This is a genomic window from Micromonospora reichwaldensis (genome assembly GCF_031845925.1).
GTDB classification, from domain to species: domain Bacteria; phylum Actinomycetota; class Actinomycetes; order Mycobacteriales; family Micromonosporaceae; genus Micromonospora; species Micromonospora reichwaldensis.
This window is the reverse complement of the sequence record NZ_JAVRFL010000031.1, coordinates 1-15,343: the sequence shown is the minus strand read 5'-3', so window position 1 is coordinate 15,343 and position 15,343 is coordinate 1. Positions and strand designations below refer to the sequence as shown.

The 15,343-nt window shown below is 74.2% G+C and carries 14 protein-coding genes; 8 read left to right on the top strand and 6 right to left on the bottom strand.

The window, feature by feature from the left end:
- Position 1 precedes the first annotated feature (1 nt).
- Complete coding sequence (gene rsmA / locus RM555_RS23080) at positions 2–871, bottom strand: 16S rRNA (adenine(1518)-N(6)/adenine(1519)-N(6))-dimethyltransferase RsmA (protein ID WP_311413697.1); 870 nt, start codon at positions 869–871, stop codon at positions 2–4.
- A gap of 81 nt (positions 872–952) precedes the next feature.
- Positions 953–1,879, bottom strand: a complete 927-nt coding sequence (locus RM555_RS23075) for a TatD family hydrolase (RefSeq protein ID WP_311413696.1) — start codon at positions 1,877–1,879, stop codon at positions 953–955.
- An 82-nt stretch (positions 1,880–1,961) separates the two neighbouring features.
- On the opposite strand from RM555_RS23075, the gene RM555_RS23070 reads away from it, so the two are divergent.
- Positions 1,962–3,194 carry a hypothetical protein gene (locus RM555_RS23070; RefSeq protein ID WP_311413695.1) on the top strand — a complete coding sequence of 411 codons (1,233 nt, stop codon included), beginning with the start codon at positions 1,962–1,964 and terminating at the stop codon, positions 3,192–3,194.
- 89 nt (positions 3,195–3,283) lie between these two features.
- Positions 3,284–4,135: an alpha/beta fold hydrolase gene (locus RM555_RS23065; RefSeq protein ID WP_311413694.1), complete on the top strand. Its 852-nt coding sequence runs from the start codon at positions 3,284–3,286 to the stop codon at positions 4,133–4,135.
- A 97-nt stretch (positions 4,136–4,232) separates the two neighbouring features.
- Here RM555_RS23065 and metG read toward each other — a convergent pair whose 3' ends face one another.
- On the bottom strand, positions 4,233–6,035 hold the full coding sequence (gene metG, locus RM555_RS23060; protein WP_311413693.1) for a methionine--tRNA ligase: 1,803 nt from the start codon (positions 6,033–6,035) through the stop codon (positions 4,233–4,235).
- 149 nt (positions 6,036–6,184) lie between these two features.
- On the opposite strand from metG, the gene RM555_RS23055 reads away from it, so the two are divergent.
- The gene (locus RM555_RS23055; protein ID WP_396888827.1) at positions 6,185–7,231 is read left to right on the top strand and encodes a hypothetical protein; all 1,047 of its coding nucleotides are present in this window, start codon (positions 6,185–6,187) and stop codon (positions 7,229–7,231) included.
- Positions 7,232–7,315: 84 nt separating this feature from the next.
- On the opposite strand, the gene rsmI is transcribed toward RM555_RS23055, so the two are convergent.
- Positions 7,316–8,182 carry a 16S rRNA (cytidine(1402)-2'-O)-methyltransferase gene (rsmI, locus tag RM555_RS23050; RefSeq protein WP_370518919.1) on the bottom strand — a complete coding sequence of 289 codons (867 nt, stop codon included), beginning with the start codon at positions 8,180–8,182 and terminating at the stop codon, positions 7,316–7,318.
- Between the two features lie 66 nt (positions 8,183–8,248).
- Here rsmI and RM555_RS23045 point away from each other — a divergent pair, with 66 nt between their 5' ends.
- On the top strand, positions 8,249–9,961 hold the full coding sequence (locus tag RM555_RS23045) for a dolichyl-phosphate-mannose--protein mannosyltransferase (RefSeq protein ID WP_311413691.1): 1,713 nt from the start codon (positions 8,249–8,251) through the stop codon (positions 9,959–9,961).
- Between the two features lie 456 nt (positions 9,962–10,417).
- Positions 10,418–11,071 carry an HNH endonuclease family protein gene (locus RM555_RS23040; protein ID WP_311413690.1) on the top strand — a complete coding sequence of 218 codons (654 nt, stop codon included), beginning with the start codon at positions 10,418–10,420 and terminating at the stop codon, positions 11,069–11,071.
- Positions 11,072–11,116: 45 nt separating this feature from the next.
- On the opposite strand, the gene RM555_RS23035 is transcribed toward RM555_RS23040, so the two are convergent.
- On the bottom strand, positions 11,117–11,386 hold the full coding sequence (locus RM555_RS23035) for a hypothetical protein (RefSeq protein ID WP_311413689.1): 270 nt from the start codon (positions 11,384–11,386) through the stop codon (positions 11,117–11,119).
- 256 nt (positions 11,387–11,642) lie between these two features.
- Here RM555_RS23035 and RM555_RS23030 point away from each other — a divergent pair, with 256 nt between their 5' ends.
- Both RM555_RS23030 and RM555_RS23025 read left to right on the top strand, forming a co-directional pair.
- Positions 11,643–12,299 carry a 4'-phosphopantetheinyl transferase family protein gene (locus RM555_RS23030; RefSeq protein WP_311413688.1) on the top strand — a complete coding sequence of 219 codons (657 nt, stop codon included), beginning with the start codon at positions 11,643–11,645 and terminating at the stop codon, positions 12,297–12,299.
- Positions 12,300–12,507: 208 nt separating this feature from the next.
- The gene (locus RM555_RS23025) at positions 12,508–13,557 is read left to right on the top strand and encodes a DUF4352 domain-containing protein (RefSeq protein ID WP_311413687.1); all 1,050 of its coding nucleotides are present in this window, start codon (positions 12,508–12,510) and stop codon (positions 13,555–13,557) included.
- A gap of 87 nt (positions 13,558–13,644) precedes the next feature.
- On the opposite strand, the gene RM555_RS23020 is transcribed toward RM555_RS23025, so the two are convergent.
- Positions 13,645–14,334, bottom strand: a complete 690-nt coding sequence (locus RM555_RS23020) for a hypothetical protein (protein WP_311413686.1) — start codon at positions 14,332–14,334, stop codon at positions 13,645–13,647.
- Between the two features lie 274 nt (positions 14,335–14,608).
- On the opposite strand from RM555_RS23020, the gene RM555_RS23015 reads away from it, so the two are divergent.
- A complete protein-coding gene (locus RM555_RS23015; protein WP_311413685.1) occupies positions 14,609–15,154 on the top strand; it encodes a M23 family metallopeptidase in 546 nt (181 codons plus the stop codon).
- Positions 15,155–15,343 lie beyond the last annotated feature (189 nt).

Genomic DNA, 15,343 nt, shown 5'->3' with positions numbered 1-15,343 from the left:
CCTACTGCGCGGCGGGTGGGGCGGCCGGGGCCGACGCGGCGATGGCGGCGAACTGCTCGACGGTGAGCGACTCCCCGCGTGCGCCGGGGTCGACGCCGGCGGCGGTGAGCGCCTCGGCCGCCCGGTCCGCGCCGCCGGCCCAGCCGGCCAACGCGGCGCGCAGGGTCTTGCGGCGCTGCGCGAAGGCCGCGTCCACCACGGCGAAGACCCGTTTCCGGGGTACGTCGGCGCGGGGCGGCTCGCGGCGGGTGAAGGCGACCAGCCCGGAGTCGACGTTCGGCACCGGCCAGAAGACGTTCGGCGGGACCTTCCCGGCGGCGCGGGACGAGGCGTACCAGGCGAGCTTGACTGACGGCACGCCGTACACCTTGGAGCCGGGGCCGGCGACGAGCCGGTCGGCGACCTCCTTCTGCACCATCACCAGCCCGTGCCGCAGGCTGGGCAGCTCGGCGAGCAGGTGCAGCACCACCGGCACGGCCACGTTGTAGGGCAGGTTCGCCACCAGCGCGGTCGGCGCGGGTTCGGCCAGCTCGGCGGCGCGGACCCGCAGCGCGTCGGCGTGGTGCACGGTCAGCCGCGCGGCGTCGGGCCCGGCGTGCCGGGCGGCGGTCTCCGGCAGCGCGGCGGCCAGTGTCGGGTCCAGCTCCACGGCGTGCACGTGCGCGGCGGCGGGTAGCAGGGCGAGGGTGAGGGAGCCGAGGCCGGGGCCGACCTCCAGCGCCACGTCGTCCGGGGCCAGGCCGGCGGCGGTGACGATGCGCCGGACGGTGTTCGGGTCGTGCACGAAGTTCTGGCCGAGCCTCTTGGTGGGGGTGACGCCCAGCCGGGCGGCCAGTTCCCGGATCTCCGCCGGGCCGAGGAGACCGGTCACGCCCCGTAGCCTATGCGGCCCGCCGTAGGTGAAAGGAAGGGCCCCTTCCTAACGCATAGCGTTAGGAAGGGGCCCTTCCTTTCACCAGGGGCCGAAGGCGCGGTCGCCGGTGGCGGAGACGGCGGCGCAGAGCTCGTCCAGGTCCGTGCCGGTCGTCCCGGCCAGCGACCGTACGGTCAGCGGGATCAGGTACGAGGCGTTCGGCCGGCCCCGGTGCGGCATCGGGGTCAGGTAGGGCGCGTCGGTCTCCACCAGGATCTGCTCGACCGGGGTCAGCGCGGCGGCCTCCCGCAGCGCGACGGCGCTGCCGAAGGTGACCGTGCCGGCGAAGCTGAGCAGGTAGCCCCGGCGGACGCACTCGCGGGCGAAGTCGGCGTCGCCGGAGAAGCAGTGCAGCACCACGGTGTCCGGCGCGCCCTCGTCGTCGAGGATCCGCAGCACGTCGGCGTGCGCGTCCCGGTCGTGCACGACCAGGGCCTTGCCGTACCGCTTGGCGATGGCGATGTGCGCCCGGAAGCTCTCCTCCTGGACGGCGCGTCCCTCCTCGCCGGTACGGAAGAAGTCCATCCCGGTCTCGCCGATCCCCCGCACCCGGTCCCGGGCAGCGAGCGCCTCGATCTCGCGCAGTGCCTCGTCCAGGTCGGGCAGGCGGGGGGCCTCGTTCGGGTGCAGCGCCACGGTGGCCAGCACGGCCGGGTGCTTGTCGGCGACATCGGCCCCCCAGCGGGAGGAAGCGATGTCCACTCCGACCTGCACCAGCCGGTCGACGCCCACCGAGGCGGCGACGGCCACGGCCACGGCGACCGGGTCCTCGACGGGTACGACGCCCGGGTCCCCGTCCGCCTGCGGCTGCGGGGGCACGCCGGCCTCGCTGACGGTGATGTCGAGGTGGGTGTGGCTGTCCAGCACGGGGCGGGGCAGCGGCTCGGGCACGGGCGGGAACTCCCCGGCCCGGCGGGCGGCGCGCTGCTTGCGGGTTTCGGTGGGCTCGCTCATCGCGGCCAGCATCACACACCGCCGGTGGCCCGCGTCGTGGGGACGCCACCGCCTGTTCACCGGGACGGCACATCTCGCGCCTAGCGTCGTCGGCGTGACCATCACCCCTCAGGCCAGCGGAAACGGCCCGCGTGTGACGTACGGGGGCGTGGTGTACCCGGCGGAGGAGATCGCCCGGGGCGCGGCGTACGAGCTGTTCAGCGCCGAGGAGGCGCCCGGCTTCGAGTGGGCGCCCCGGTCCGGGGCCGCGCTGCCGTGGCGCAGGTTCGTGCACGCCACCGAGGTCACCGTCGTGCCTCCCGTGGCCGAGCCGGGCGACGAGGCGGAGTCCCCGCTGCTGGTGCCGCTGCACCGGGAGCGGGGCTGGGCGTACGTGCAGCAGCTCAGCCAGCAGCCCACGGCGGCCGGGGATCCGACGCTGGCGGGCGTGCGCGCCTCCGCGGTCATCCGGCGGGGCACCCGGATGGTGAAGGTGCTCTCCGCGCGGCAGCTCGCCGGTTACGTGCGCGGGTGGCTGCCGCACGGGTTCTGCTACCGGGAGCACGACGTGGCGCACCTGCGTACGCCGTCGGCGACGGCCGTGCTGCGCACCGACGGCGCGGACGGTCCCGACGGCGCGGACGTGACGTACGCGCTGCGCTGGCGGGCGGCCGACCCGGCCGACTACGACGTGCCGGTCGGCGGGGCGCACCGGGGGCTGACCGCGCTCGCGCCCCGGGACCGGCTGGGCGGGGCGGTGCTCGGCACCGGTTTCGTGCCCAGCAGCGCCCAGCTCGTCCCGGAGTTCGTGACCCGGGACTTCGCGGACCTGCCGATGCCGGCGAACGCCACCCTGCTCGCGTACCCGGCCGACGGCGTGGAGGTGGTGCTCTACAGCTTCCAGGCCGAGCAGCGCGGCTGGCTGCGGATGGTCGGCCCGCAGTGGCGGCACCTGCTGGCGGCGGTGCCGGGGCTCTCCCCCGACCAGGAGTACGTGCCGACCGGCGAGGCGCCCCGCTCCACCCGGCTGGTCGGCGACCACGACGGCGGCGAGTACGAGGCGGTGGCCGACCAGCCGGGCGGGTTCCGGGTGCTGGCGATGACCCGGGCCGCCCGGTACCCGGTGGAGTCGGCGGCCCGCCGGCTGCGGCTGGCCGACTGGCGGGACGTGCCCTGCCTCGTGCTGCGGGAGGAGGCCGGGTGGCTGCGCGTGCGCCTGCGTCGGCCCGGCCCGGACGCGGTGGCGGAGACCGGGGCGCAGTGCCAGGAGCGGGGCGTCTACGAGGCGTGGGCGCCCGCGTCCGAGGTCACCGACGACCGGGTGGTGGACCTGCCGTACGCGCTCTGAGCAGGGCTGGGCGCCGGTCTCGGGCGGCATAACCCCGGGTGGGGTGGGAAAGCGCGGGCGTCCGACCGTCACGTGACCAGGAGACGCGCATGCCTTTCATCACCGTGGGGACGGAGAACTCCGCCCCCGTCGACCTGTACTACGAGGACCACGGCTCCGGTCAGCCGATCGTGCTGATCCACGGTTTCCCGTTCAACGGGGCGACCTGGGAGAAGCAGGTCGGCCCGCTGCTGGCTGCCGGGTACCGGACGATCACGTACGACCGGCGGGGTTTCGGCAACTCGGCGCAGCCGGCGTCCGGGTACGACTACGACACTTTCGCCGCCGACCTCGACGTGCTGATGACGGAGTTGGACCTGCGGAACGCGATCCTGGTCGGCCATTCGATGGGCACCGGCGAGGTGACCCGCTACCTGGGCGTGTACGGCTCGCAGCGGGTGGACCGGGCGGTGCTGCTGGCCCCGCTCGCGCCGTTCCTGCTGAAGACCTCGGACGACCCGGAGGGGGTCGAGAAGAGCCTCTTCCAGGGCTTCCAGCAGGCCATCATCGACGACCGGTTCGCCTACCTCACCACCTTCTGCGAGGCGTTCTTCAACTACCAGGAGAACAAGGGCAGGCTGGTCAGCGAGGAGGCGTTCCGGGCGCACTGGGAGATCGGCGCCCGGGCCTCGGCGAAGGGCACCCACGACAGCGTGGACGCCTGGCAGACCGACTTCCGGGGCGACGTGTCCCGCATCGACGTGCCGGTGCTCATCGTGCAGGGCGACGCCGACGCGGTGCTGCCGTACCCGGCGACCGGTCAGCGGCTCCAGCCGATGCTGCCCGGCAGCCAGCTGGTGACGCTGAAGGGCGCGCCGCACGGCATTCCGTGGACGAACGCGGCCGAGGTCAACCGCAGCATCATGGACTTCATCGGCGCGCCGGCGATGGCCCGGGCCTGACGCGCCACCGGCTCCAGGTCCGGGCGCGGCGGCCGGCACGACGGGCGACGGGCGCGGCCCCCGAGGGGGTCGCGCCCGTCGGCACGCAGGCGGGCCGTCAGTCGGCCAGGCGGGCGAGTTCCTCGTCGACGATCGACGGGTCGAGCTTGCGGAAGACCGGCTTCGGCGCGGCCAGCGGCCGGCCGGCCTCCAGTGCTACGGACTCCCAGCGCGCGCCGACGGTGTAGTCGCCGGTCAGCACCGGGTACGCGGGCCCGCCGTCGAGGTCCTCGACCTCCTCGACGACCGGCATCGGGGCGTGCACGCCGGTGCCGCCGAGCAGCTCGTGCACCTTCTGCGCGGAGTGCGGCAGGAACGGGGTGAGCAGCGTGTTGGCGTCGCTGACCACCTGGAGGGCGACGTACAGGATGGTGCCCATCCGCGGCTTGTCGTCCTCGCCCTTGAGCTTCCACGGCGCCTGCTCGGAGAGGTACCGGTTGGCCTCGGCGACCACCCGCATCGCCTCGCCGATGGCCTGCTTCTGGCGGTGCCGGGCGATCAGGTCGCCGACCGTCGCGAAGCCGGCCCGGGCGACCGCGAGCAGCGCCTCGTCGGCCTCGGTGAGGCCGGCCGGGTCGACGGGCGGGATCGCGCCGAAGTTCTTGGCCGCCATGGAGACGGACCGGTTGACCAGGTTGCCCCAGCCGGCGACCAGCTCGTCGTTGTTGCGGCGGAGGAACTCGGCCCAGGTGAAGTCGGTGTCGTTGCTCTCCGGACCGGCGGCGGCGATGAAGTAGCGCAGCGCGTCGGCGTCGTAGCGCTCCAGGAAGTCCCGGACGTAGATGACGACCCGGCGCGACGAGGAGAACTTCTTCCCCTCCATGGTCAGGTATTCGCTGGAGACCACCTCGGTGGGCAGGTTGAGCCGGCCCAGGTCGCCCGGCGCGCCGTCCCGGCTGCCCTCGCCGGAGTAGCCGGAGAGCAGCGCCGGCCAGATCACCGAGTGGAAGACGATGTTGTCCTTGCCCATGAAGTAGTAGGCGCGGGCGTCCTTCCCCGCACCGTCGGTGGACCACCACCGGCGCCACGCCTCGGGGTCGCCGGAGCGGCGGGCCCACTCGATCGAGGCGGACAGGTAGCCGATCACCGCGTCGAACCACACGTAGATGCGCTTGTCGGGGCGGTCCCGCCAGCCGTCGAGCGGGATCGGCACGCCCCACTCCAGGTCGCGGGTGATGGCCCGGGGCTGGAGGTCGTCGAGCAGGTTCTTCGAGAAGCGCAGCACGTTGGGCCGCCAGCCCTCGCGGGTGTCGAGCCACTGCCGCAGCACGTCGGCGAGGGCGGGCAGGTCGAGGAAGAAGTGCTCGGTCTCGACGAACTTCGGGGTCTCCCCGTTGATCCGCGACTTCGGGTCGATCAGGTCGATCGGGTCGAGCTGGTTGCCGCAGTTGTCGCACTGGTCGCCGCGCGCGCTGTCGTAGCCGCAGATCGGGCAGGTGCCCTCGATGTAGCGGTCGGGCAGCGTCCGGCCGGTGGACGGGGAGATCGCCCCCATGGTGGTCTTCGGGACGATGTAGCCGTTGCGGTACATCCCCTCGAACAGCTCCTGCACCACCGCGTAGTGGTTGCGGGTGGTGGTGCGGGTGAACAGGTCGTAGGAGAGCCCGAGGCCGTGCAGGTCCTCCACGATCACCCGGTTGTAGCGGTCGGCCAGCTCGCGCGGGGTGACGCCGTCGGCGTCGGCCTGCACCTGGATGGGGGTGCCGTGCTCGTCGGTGCCCGACACCATGAGCACGTCGTGCCCGGCCATCCGCATGTACCGGCTGAAGACGTCGGAGGGAACGCCGAAACCGGAGACGTGGCCGATGTGGCGCGGGCCGTTGGCGTACGGCCAGGCGACCGCCGCGAGAACGTGACTCATGACCAGCAAGCCTAGTGACCCGCTCGCGGTGACCGCGAACCAATAGGGCCCCCGGGTCGGCGGCCCGGCGGGAGCGGGTCCGCCGTTCGCCCGATTTGTCGCCGACACGCGGCCTGAGCTGCCGGCCGATGCCCTGGTTGCGGGGTGCAATGAACGCCGTGACTGGCAGACGAGCGGCCCGGGATCGTGACGACCGTCCCTCCGGCCCGACGGACGGCGGCGCGGGGAGGGCGCCGCGCGGCACCCGCGCGCCGCACCCCCGGGTGGTCCAGGCCGCCGCGCCGCCGGAGTCGCCACCGGAACCGCCCGTCGAGGCCGCCGGACCGGTGGCGGCCCCGCCGTCCGCCGCACCCGCCGTCGAGGTGGAGCCCACGACCGGGGCGCCGGTCGACGCCGTGCCGCGCCGGGTCCCCGTCCGGCAGCCGAACCGCTGGCCCCGCCGGGGACGCCCCTCCGCCGGCGACCCGCCGGACCGGGACGACGGCGGGCGTACGCCGGACGGCGAGGGCGGTGGGCCTGCGTCGGGCGACGGCGGGCGTACGCCGGACGGCGGGGACGGGTCCGATGATGGCGACGGTGCGTACTGGCCGCCGATCGAGCTGGTGCACTGGGACGGCACGCCGATCCGGGAGGAACCGCCGCACGAGCGGGAGCGGTCGGCCCGGGAGGACGCCGCGCGGCGGCGGGCCCGGCGCACCCCGCGTCCGCCCGATCCGCTGCCGGGGCTGGCCGCCCTGCTGGCGCTGAGCCTGGTGGCGGCGTTCTTCGCCTGGGTCAGCGCGGGCCCGTTCTGGCTGGCGGTGGGGCACGCCACCCGGGGCACGGTGGTGATCGCCGACTGCACCGGCGGCGGCCTCGCGCAACGCTGCCGGGGCAACTTCGCCCCCGCCGACGAGACGTGGACCGCGTACGGCGTGCGGGTGAGCGGGGTGGCCGCCGAACGCACCGCGACCGGCACGATCCTGCCGGCCCGGATGACCGGCCCGGACGGCGGCACCGCGTACGCGGACACCGGCGCGGCCGGGCACCTGCGCTGGCTGCTCGGGCTGCTGGTGGTGCTGGGCTGCGGCGCGGGGATCGTCCGGTGGACCGGGTCCGCCCGGATCGCCGACCCCCGGCTGCGACGCTGGGCGGTGGCGGGCGCCGTGGCCGGCCCGCTGGCGATCACCCTCGGCTTCCTCGTCGCCGCCTGGTGAACTCGTCGGGTGCTGCCAAGCGCCCGACGGCCGGGCCACCGCCGAGGGTGCCCGGCCAGTCCTGATCGTGATCCCGGTCGGGTGTCAGGCGTGCACGACGGCGTAGACGTCGCGGCGGCGCAGGGCGTACTCCGTGGCGACCTCGGTGATCGCGTCCCGGCGGGACAGCCCGGCGGCCTCGCGGGCGGCGACGGCGGCGCGCAGCGTGTCGTCGTCGGGCCGCTCGGGCGCCGACTCGGGCGCGCCGGCCACGACGAGGGTGATCTCGCCGCGCGGCTCCCCCTCGGCCGCCCAGTCGGCCAGCTCGCCGAGCGGGCGGCGGACGATCTCCTCGTACGTCTTGGTCAGCTCGCGGCAGAGCGCGGCGGGCCGGTCGGCGCCGAACGCGGCGGCCAGGTCGGCGAGCGCGGCGGCGATGCGGTGCGGCGCCTCGAAGAAGACCAGCGTCCGCTCCTCGGCGGCCAGCGCCCGCAGGCGGGACCGGCGGGCGCCGCCGGTACGCGGCAGGAAGCCCTCGAAGCAGAACCGGTCGCAGGGCAGGCCGGACAGCGCCAGGGCGGTGGTGACCGCGCTCGGGCCCGGCGCGGCGGTGACCGGCACGCCGGCGTCGAGGGCGGCCCGGACCAGCCGGTAGCCCGGGTCGGAGACGCTCGGCATGCCGCCGTCGGTGACCAGGGCGACCAGGTAGCCGGCGGTCAGCACGTCGACCAGCTCGGGGGTGCGCCGCTCCTCGTTGCCCTCGAAGTAGGAGACGATGCGACCGCCGACGGTGACGTCGAGGTCCCGGGCCAGCCGGGTCAGCCGGCGGGTGTCCTCGGCGGCCACCACGTCCGCGGCGGCGAGCACCTCGCGGAACCGGGCGGAGGCGTCGGCGGGGTTGCCGAGCGGCGCGCCGAGCAGGACCAGGCGCCCGGTTTCGGACTTTTCACCCACGAGATGCAACTCCTTCATCGACGGCTTTACCGGTATCGGAGACGACGGGCGCCACCGGGCACCTTCGCAGCCTACGATCGCCGGGTGACGAGTGCGTCGACAGCACAGAGCGCGGACCAGGCGGGGCAGGACCTCACGGACGGGAGTCCGCCGGAGGGCAGGTCCCCGGCTTCCGGCGGGGTCCCTGGCGTGGTCCGGCGACGGCTGGCCACCGTCGAGGCCCGGCTGGACGGGCGTTCCTGGCTCGCCACCGGCGTGATCGTCGCCATCGCGGCGATCCTGCGCTTCGTCGGCCTGAGCCACCCGCCGGGCAAGATCTTCGACGAGACCTACTACGCCCGGGAGGGCTATGGGCTCATCGACAAGGGCGTCGAGTGGAACTACAAGGACGGCGGCGCGTCGTACGTGGTCCACCCGCCGCTGGGCAAGTGGCTGATCGGGTTCGGCGAGTGGGCCTTCGGCTACGCCGACGCCGAGCACGGCATCTCCGTGCCGGGGCACCTGATGACGACCGCACCGGAGTTCGGCTGGCGGTTCTCGGCGGCGGTCGTCGGCACCCTGTCGGTGCTGCTGCTGGTCCGCATCGGCCGGCGGATGTTCCGCTCGACCGCGCTGGGCTGCGCCGCCGGCCTGCTGCTCGCGCTGGACGGCTTCCACCTGGTGCTCTCCCGCACCGCGCTGCTCGACATCTTCCTGCTGTTCTTCGTGCTGGCCACCTTCGGCGCCCTGGTGCTCGACCGGGACGCGCGGCGCCGCCGGTGGGCCCGGGCGCTGGAGGCCGGCCTGGACCCGGGCCGGCCCGGGCGGGCCGGACGGCCGGCGGGCGGCTGGCGGAACTGGCCGTGGTGGCGGCTCGCCGCCGGGGTCCTGTTCGGCTGTGCCTGCGCGGTCAAGTGGAGCGCGCTCTACTTCCTGCCCGTCTTCGCGCTGCTGGTGATCCTCTGGGAGGTCGGGGTCCGCCGCTCCGCCGGCGTACGCCGGCCGTGGCGGGACACGCTCCTCGACGAGGTGCCGTGGCTGGTGCTGGCCGGGGTGCTGATCGTGGTCACCTACGTCGGCACCTGGTCGGGCTGGCTGCTCGGCGACGAGGGCTACTACCGGCTCGCCGAGCGCTACCCGAACGCCCCGCTGAGCGACACTCCGGTCTTCGGCGCGCTCAACAACCTGATCGAGTACCACAAGGCCGCCTACGGCTTCCACACCGGCCTCGACGACCCGCACAAGTACCAGTCGTGGCCGTGGCAGTGGCTGCTGCTCGGCCGGCCGGTCGCCTTCTACTACGTCGGCAACGGGCCCTGCGGGGCACCGAGCTGCGCCTCCGAGATCCTGCTGCTCGGCACGCCCCTGCTCTGGTGGTCGTTCCTGCCCGCCCTGGCGGCGCTGGCCTGGCTGGGCCTGGCCCGGCGGGACTGGCGGGCGGGAGCGATCCTGCTGGTCGTGGCGGCCGGTCTGCTGCCCTGGTTCTGGTTCGCCCTCGACGGCCGGACGATGTTCTCCTTCTACACCGCGCCGGTCCTGCCGTTCCTGGTGCTGGCGGTGGTCTACGTGCTCGGCGCGATCATCACGCCGGCCGGTCCACCGGGCGCCGCCGCGCAGCCGGGAGACGGCGGCCCTGCCGCCGCACGCGGGGAGTCGGACGAGGTCCGGGACCGCAGGCTGGTCGGCGGGGTGATCGCCGGGGCGTACGTCCTGCTGGTCGCGCTCTGCTTCGCGTACTTCCATCCGATCTTCGTCGGGAAGGTGCTGCCGTACGCCGAGTGGTCGGCGCGGATGTGGCTGGACGGCCGCTGGATCTGACGGACGGCACGGCACCCGTCGCGCGCCCCCGGGCGGCGCGGCGGGTGCACGGAGAACGGGCCCGCACGCGGTGGCGTGCGGGCCCGTTCGACGTAGATGCGCGCCCCGATCGCCTGCCACGGGGGAAGCGGGCGATTGGGGCGCGCATCAAGAGCTTAACCACCACCTACCACTGGCACAACGGGTCGACTTCGGTCAGATTTCCGACCAACGCGACACCGCACGGATGGTTTACATCCGGCACCTAACGGTCCGTCATCTTGCGCAAACGGTACGGATCGGCAACGCCGGCGGGACCACGATCTGTCAGATTTCGCAGTCATCGGGATTCCCATCGATGGGAGACTTCCCGTAACGTATCGATCGATTTGGTTCTCCAGTAACCCTGGGTCCGGTCCGTCGGCACCCGGGCCGGTTGCACTGTCAGCCATCCCGATCGATCGGACGGAGTTCACGATGACCCGTACCCTCCGCTGGACCGGCGGCCTGCTGGCCACCGTCACCGCCGCCACCCTCGGCCTGTCGGCCCCCGCCCACGCCGCCACCGTCTCGGTGCCGCTGCGCACCCTCGTCGCCGACCTCCCGGTGGCCACCGAGAGCCGCACCGGCTACTCGCGGGACCTGTTCCCGCACTGGACCGACGCGGACTCCGACGGCTGCAACACCCGCTACGAGGTGCTGATCGCCGAGGCCACCACCCGCCCCACGGTGGGCTCCGGCTGCCAACTGACCGGCGGGCGCTGGCGCTCCTACTACGACGCGGCCTACTGGACCAACCCGTCCGACCTGGACATCGACCACATGGTTCCGCTCGCCGAGGCGTGGGACTCGGGGGCCCGGAACTGGACCACGTCGCGGCGGCAGGCGTTCGCCAACGACCTCGGCGACGTCAGGTCGCTGGTCGCGGTGACCGACAACGTCAACCAGGCCAAGGGCGACCAGGACCCGGCGACCTGGCAGCCCACCAACGAGAAGTGCCGCTACGTCGGCGAGTGGGTGGCGGTCAAGACCCGGTGGCGGCTGAGCGTCGACAGCGCCGAGAAGAGCGCGTTGGCCAGCCGGGCGAGTTCCTGCACGAACATCACGATCACCGTGACGCACGCGTACTGACCGCCGGGCACCCCGGGGCGGGCGACCGGCCGCCCCGGGGTGCGGTCAGGACGCGCGGGGGTTGCGGGGCAGCCAGCCGAGGAACCGGTCCTGGAGGGACGTGCCGGCGGACGGCGGCAGGTCCTGCGCGGCGGCCGCGAGACAGGACCCCAGGTACACGCTGAGCATGGCGCGGTCCCGTCCGTACTCCTCCAGCAGACGGGACCGCTTGGCCGGGCACGGCCAGTCCGCCCCGCACGTGCCGCAGGTCCAGCCGGGAGTAAGTGGAGCGTGCTCGTCCGTTCCGGACGCCGAGGACTCCGCACCACCGGTCATCGCACTCCCTCTCCGGTTCACGTGGCGACCCGCCCCGGCGGACCGGTCGACAGTGGACCGCCCCCGCCCACCGGCGACGCCCTGTCAGCGCCGCAGGACGCTGCGGTGTTACGCCTTGCGGTACGTTCACCAACCATGACCCTCGCGACGCCGACCGTGGACGGGGCGCCGGCCCGACGGTCCGGCCGTCAGCCGCCGCACCGGCCACCGGCCGGCGGGCTCGACGCCGGGTGGGCGCGCCTGCCGGAGGGCGGCGATGCGTGACCTGCTGCCGCCGGCTGTGGCGGTGGCCGTGGCCGAGGCGTCGGACTGGATCGGCGAGCTGCTGCCGGCCGAGCGGGCCTGCCTGGGCGAACGTGCGGTGCAGAGCCGCCGCCGCGACTTCACCGCCGGGCGGGTCTGCGCCCGCCGGGCGATGGCGGCTCTCGGCGTACCCCCGGTGGCGGTGCCGTCGGCCGCGGACCGGTCGCCGGTCTGGCCGGCCGGCGTGGTCGGCGCCATCACCCACACCCGCGGCTACTGCGCGGCGGTCGCCGCGCGCGCCGGCGAGATCCGGTCGGTCGGCATCGACGCCGAGGGGCACCGGGAGCTCAACGCGGGCGTACGCCGGCTGGTCTGCCTGCCCGAGGAGCAGGAGCGGTGCGCCCGCCTGCCGGTGGGCACCTCCTGGCCGGCGGTGCTGTTCAGCGCCAAGGAGACCGTCTACAAGGTGTGGCACCCGGTCGTCGGCACGTGGCTGGACTTCCACGACGCGCTGGTGGAGTTGGATCCGGACGCCGGCACCTTCACCGCCCGGATCGCCCCGGCGCGACTCGACGCGACCCCGCTCGCCCGTCCGCCCGCGCTGGTCACCGGCCGGTTCGCGGTCGACGACGCGCTGGTCCGCACCGCCGCCGTGCTGCTGCCCGGTTGACCCGGGCACGGAATCCGAACAGGGGACGGCGCGGCGCTGCCGGAGACGCGAAGATGGTCCGTTGTCCGCGCACGGTAGCGTCAGCCGCGTTTGCCGTCGTCGTCAGGTGCCTAGGAGTACGGTGAGTCACCCCCCGCCCCCTTACGGGCCGCAGGATCCGAACCAACCGAGCCCGGAGCAGCAGCCGCAGCCGTACCCGCCGGCACCGATGCCGCAGTTCCCCGCCGACCAGGGCGGCCACCCGCCGCAGCCGCCGACCTCCGGCGCCCCGCAGGCCACGGGCGACCCGTGGGCCCCACTCCCGCCCGTGCCGCCGCAGCAGCCGGCCGGCGACCCGTGGGCCGCGCCGCAGCCGCCGGTCTCCGGGGCACCGCAGCCCCCGGTGTCGGGCGCGCCCGGCGAGCCGTGGGCGCAGCCGCCGGTCTCGGGGGTGCCGCAGCCGCCGGTCTCCGGAGTGCCGCAGCCGCCGGTGTCCGGGATGCCGGGCGAGCCCTGGGCCGCCCCGCACCAGCCGACCTCGGGCACGCCGTACCCGCCGGTGTCCGGCACGCCCGGGTATCCGGCCGCCGGGCCCGGCTACCCGCCGCCCGGTGGGCCCGGCTACGCGCCCGGTGGGCCCGGCTACCCGGGCGGCGCGCCCGGTTACCCCCTCGGCGCGCCGCATCCGGTCGCGCCGCCGAAGAAGAGCAACACCGTCCTGATCGTCGTGGCCGTGGTGGCCGTGCTGGCCCTGCTCTGCTGCGTCGGCGGCGTCGTCGCGCTCGTCGCCGGCGCCAACAAGGCGGCGAACGATCTGGAGAAGGCCGCCCCGCGAATCACGTTGCAGCCGGACGGCCCGTCCCCGTCGGCCAGGGACGGCGAGACCTTCAACATGAAGCCCGGCGCCACCCTGGTGGTCTCCGACGACGACGGGACCATGGAGATCACGGTCACCCGGTTCACCACGGAGACCAAGGGCTGCCGGTCGTACGCCCCGGCCCCCGACAAGGGCATGTACCTGATCGCCCACGTCACCGCGACGGTGACCAAGGGCAAGAGCTCCATCAACCCGTTCTACTTCAACTGGGTGGCCGCCAACGGCACCACCGCCAACGGCCTGGCGAGCGCGCTCTCCGGCTGCGGCGACACCCTGGGCTCCGGCAACAACCTGCCCGAGGGCAGCAGGCGCGCGGGCACGGTGGTGTTCAACGTGGCCGACAAGAACGGCGCGCTGGAATACCAGCACAGGTTCGAGACCACCGGCTCCTGGCGGCCGTGATCCACAGCTCGTGACGGGAGGCCGGACCCCTGGGGTTCCGGCCTCCCGCGCTCTTCCCGCCGGCCGTCCCGTCGGGGCCGGCGCTCGTCAGCGGCCCTGCTCCAGCAGGTCGGCGACCGTGATCAGCGGGGTCACCAGCGACGGCACCAGGGCGGCGTCCTCCAGCCGGCCGCGCCGGTAGGTGACCAGCTCCGCCCCCCGCACGCTCCAGCTCGGCACCGCCCCCGCCAGGTGCGCGGCGATCAGGGTCGGCCCGACCAGCGCCTGCTGCCCCGGGGCCGCCGCGGCCACCCGCCACTGCCGGTCGAACTCCTCGTGCCCGGTGGCGTAGGTGTCGCTGCCGAACAGCGCGCGACCCAGCTTCGAGAACGCGTGGCGCGGTCCGACCGCGAGCGCCGGGAACGACCGCCGCAGCCACACCGAGCAGACGACGTACGTGTGGGTGTGCGTGGTGGTCGTCTGGTTGCCGTCCGCGCCGGTCGAGCTGTGCGTCTCGGTGTACGCGTACTCGGCCACGCAGACGGGTCGGCCGTGCACCGTCCCGGTCAGCGCGAAGCGCACGCCCCGGCGGTTGCGGCCCGGCACCCGGTCGGTCCAGGTGATCTCGGGCCGCTCGGCGAAGGTCCAGCCGTACCGGGCGGCCCACTGTCGCCAGTGCTCCCGCCGCTCCCGCTCGCGCCGGTGGGCCGTCACCACCAGCGCGACGATGCCCGCCACGAGGAGGACGGCGACTGCCGCGCAGCCACCCGTCCAGAACACACCCGCCATCCGCTCCACGGGCCGCAGCGTAGTGACCGGCCGCACGCGCGCCGGTCCACGGACGGTCGCGGTTGCGGATCCGGCTGCCGACCGTGGTACGGGGTTCGCTCGACGCCGCGCCTCGCGTTCGTCACCGGGTGTCGTCGGGACCCCTGTCGACCCACTGGCCCCACCCCAGACATCGACGAATCGATTGATCCTCATCTGGCGCGCTGTTTAGCTCCCACCGGCACCGTCGACGACGAGGCTGATTTTCTGCCGACATACCAGGGAGAGGTCCACAATGAACAGAGTGAGGACGGTCCTGCGCCGGATCGGCGCGACCGCGAGCGCCCTGCTGGTGGTCGCCGGGGCCACGGTCGTCGGGGCGACCCCGGCCTCCGCCGCGAACTACTACTACGAGATGCCGTACCCGGCGAACGAGTCCTACCTGGTGACCCAGGGGCCGGAGGGCACCTACTCGCACGTCGGCCCGTACAACGAGTACGCCTGGGACTTCGGGCTGCCGGCGAACTACGAGGTCTCCGCCTCGCAGGGCGGCACGATCATCATGTCGAACTGGTCGCCGTACTGGCAGAACGGCATCGAGGTGATCATCCGGCACTCGAACGGCCAGTGCACCCACTACGCGCACCTGAACCGGGCGATCTACAACGCCGGCACCTGGGTGCCGCAGGGCCGGGTCATCGGCTGGTCGGGCAGCACCGGCGCGTCCACCGGCCCGCACCTGCACTTCCAGGTCATCAACTGCAACACCCGGGTGGGCATCCCCGCCACCCTCCAGGGCTGGACGCCGTACACCGGCTCCTGGCCGGTGAGCGTGAACTACTACGCGTAACCTCCGCCCGGCCGCGCTCACACGCGAGGTGCGTCGATGGGAATCCTGCATCACCACTATCCGTGATCGATAATCCCATTCGCTGCTGGAAGCGCTTCCGGCGAGCGTCGGCGACGGCCGGTCCAGGGCCGAAGGCGTCGCGGTCGGGGGGGGGGGCGCGGCGGGGCGCCCCCCCCCCCCGGCGGGGCC

What these genes read in the sequence shown, in the direction of transcription:
- metG (WP_311413693.1), bottom strand. Translation starts at nt 6,035, where the DNA reads ATGAGTCACGTTCTCGCGGCGGTCGCCTGGCCGTACGCCAACGGCCCG.
- RM555_RS23055 (WP_396888827.1), top strand. Translation starts at nt 6,185, where the DNA reads ATGAACGCCGTGACTGGCAGACGAGCGGCCCGGGATCGTGACGACCGT.
- RM555_RS23035 (WP_311413689.1), bottom strand. Translation starts at nt 11,386, where the DNA reads ATGACCGGTGGTGCGGAGTCCTCGGCGTCCGGAACGGACGAGCACGCT.
- RM555_RS23025 (WP_311413687.1), top strand. Translation starts at nt 12,508, where the DNA reads ATGCCGCAGTTCCCCGCCGACCAGGGCGGCCACCCGCCGCAGCCGCCG.
- RM555_RS23075 (WP_311413696.1), bottom strand. Translation starts at nt 1,879, where the DNA reads ATGCTGGCCGCGATGAGCGAGCCCACCGAAACCCGCAAGCAGCGCGCC.
- RM555_RS23030 (WP_311413688.1), top strand. Translation starts at nt 11,643, where the DNA reads ATGCGTGACCTGCTGCCGCCGGCTGTGGCGGTGGCCGTGGCCGAGGCG.
- RM555_RS23065 (WP_311413694.1), top strand. Translation starts at nt 3,284, where the DNA reads ATGCCTTTCATCACCGTGGGGACGGAGAACTCCGCCCCCGTCGACCTG.
- RM555_RS23040 (WP_311413690.1), top strand. Translation starts at nt 10,418, where the DNA reads ATGACCCGTACCCTCCGCTGGACCGGCGGCCTGCTGGCCACCGTCACC.
- rsmI (WP_370518919.1), bottom strand. Translation starts at nt 8,182, where the DNA reads ATGAAGGAGTTGCATCTCGTGGGTGAAAAGTCCGAAACCGGGCGCCTG.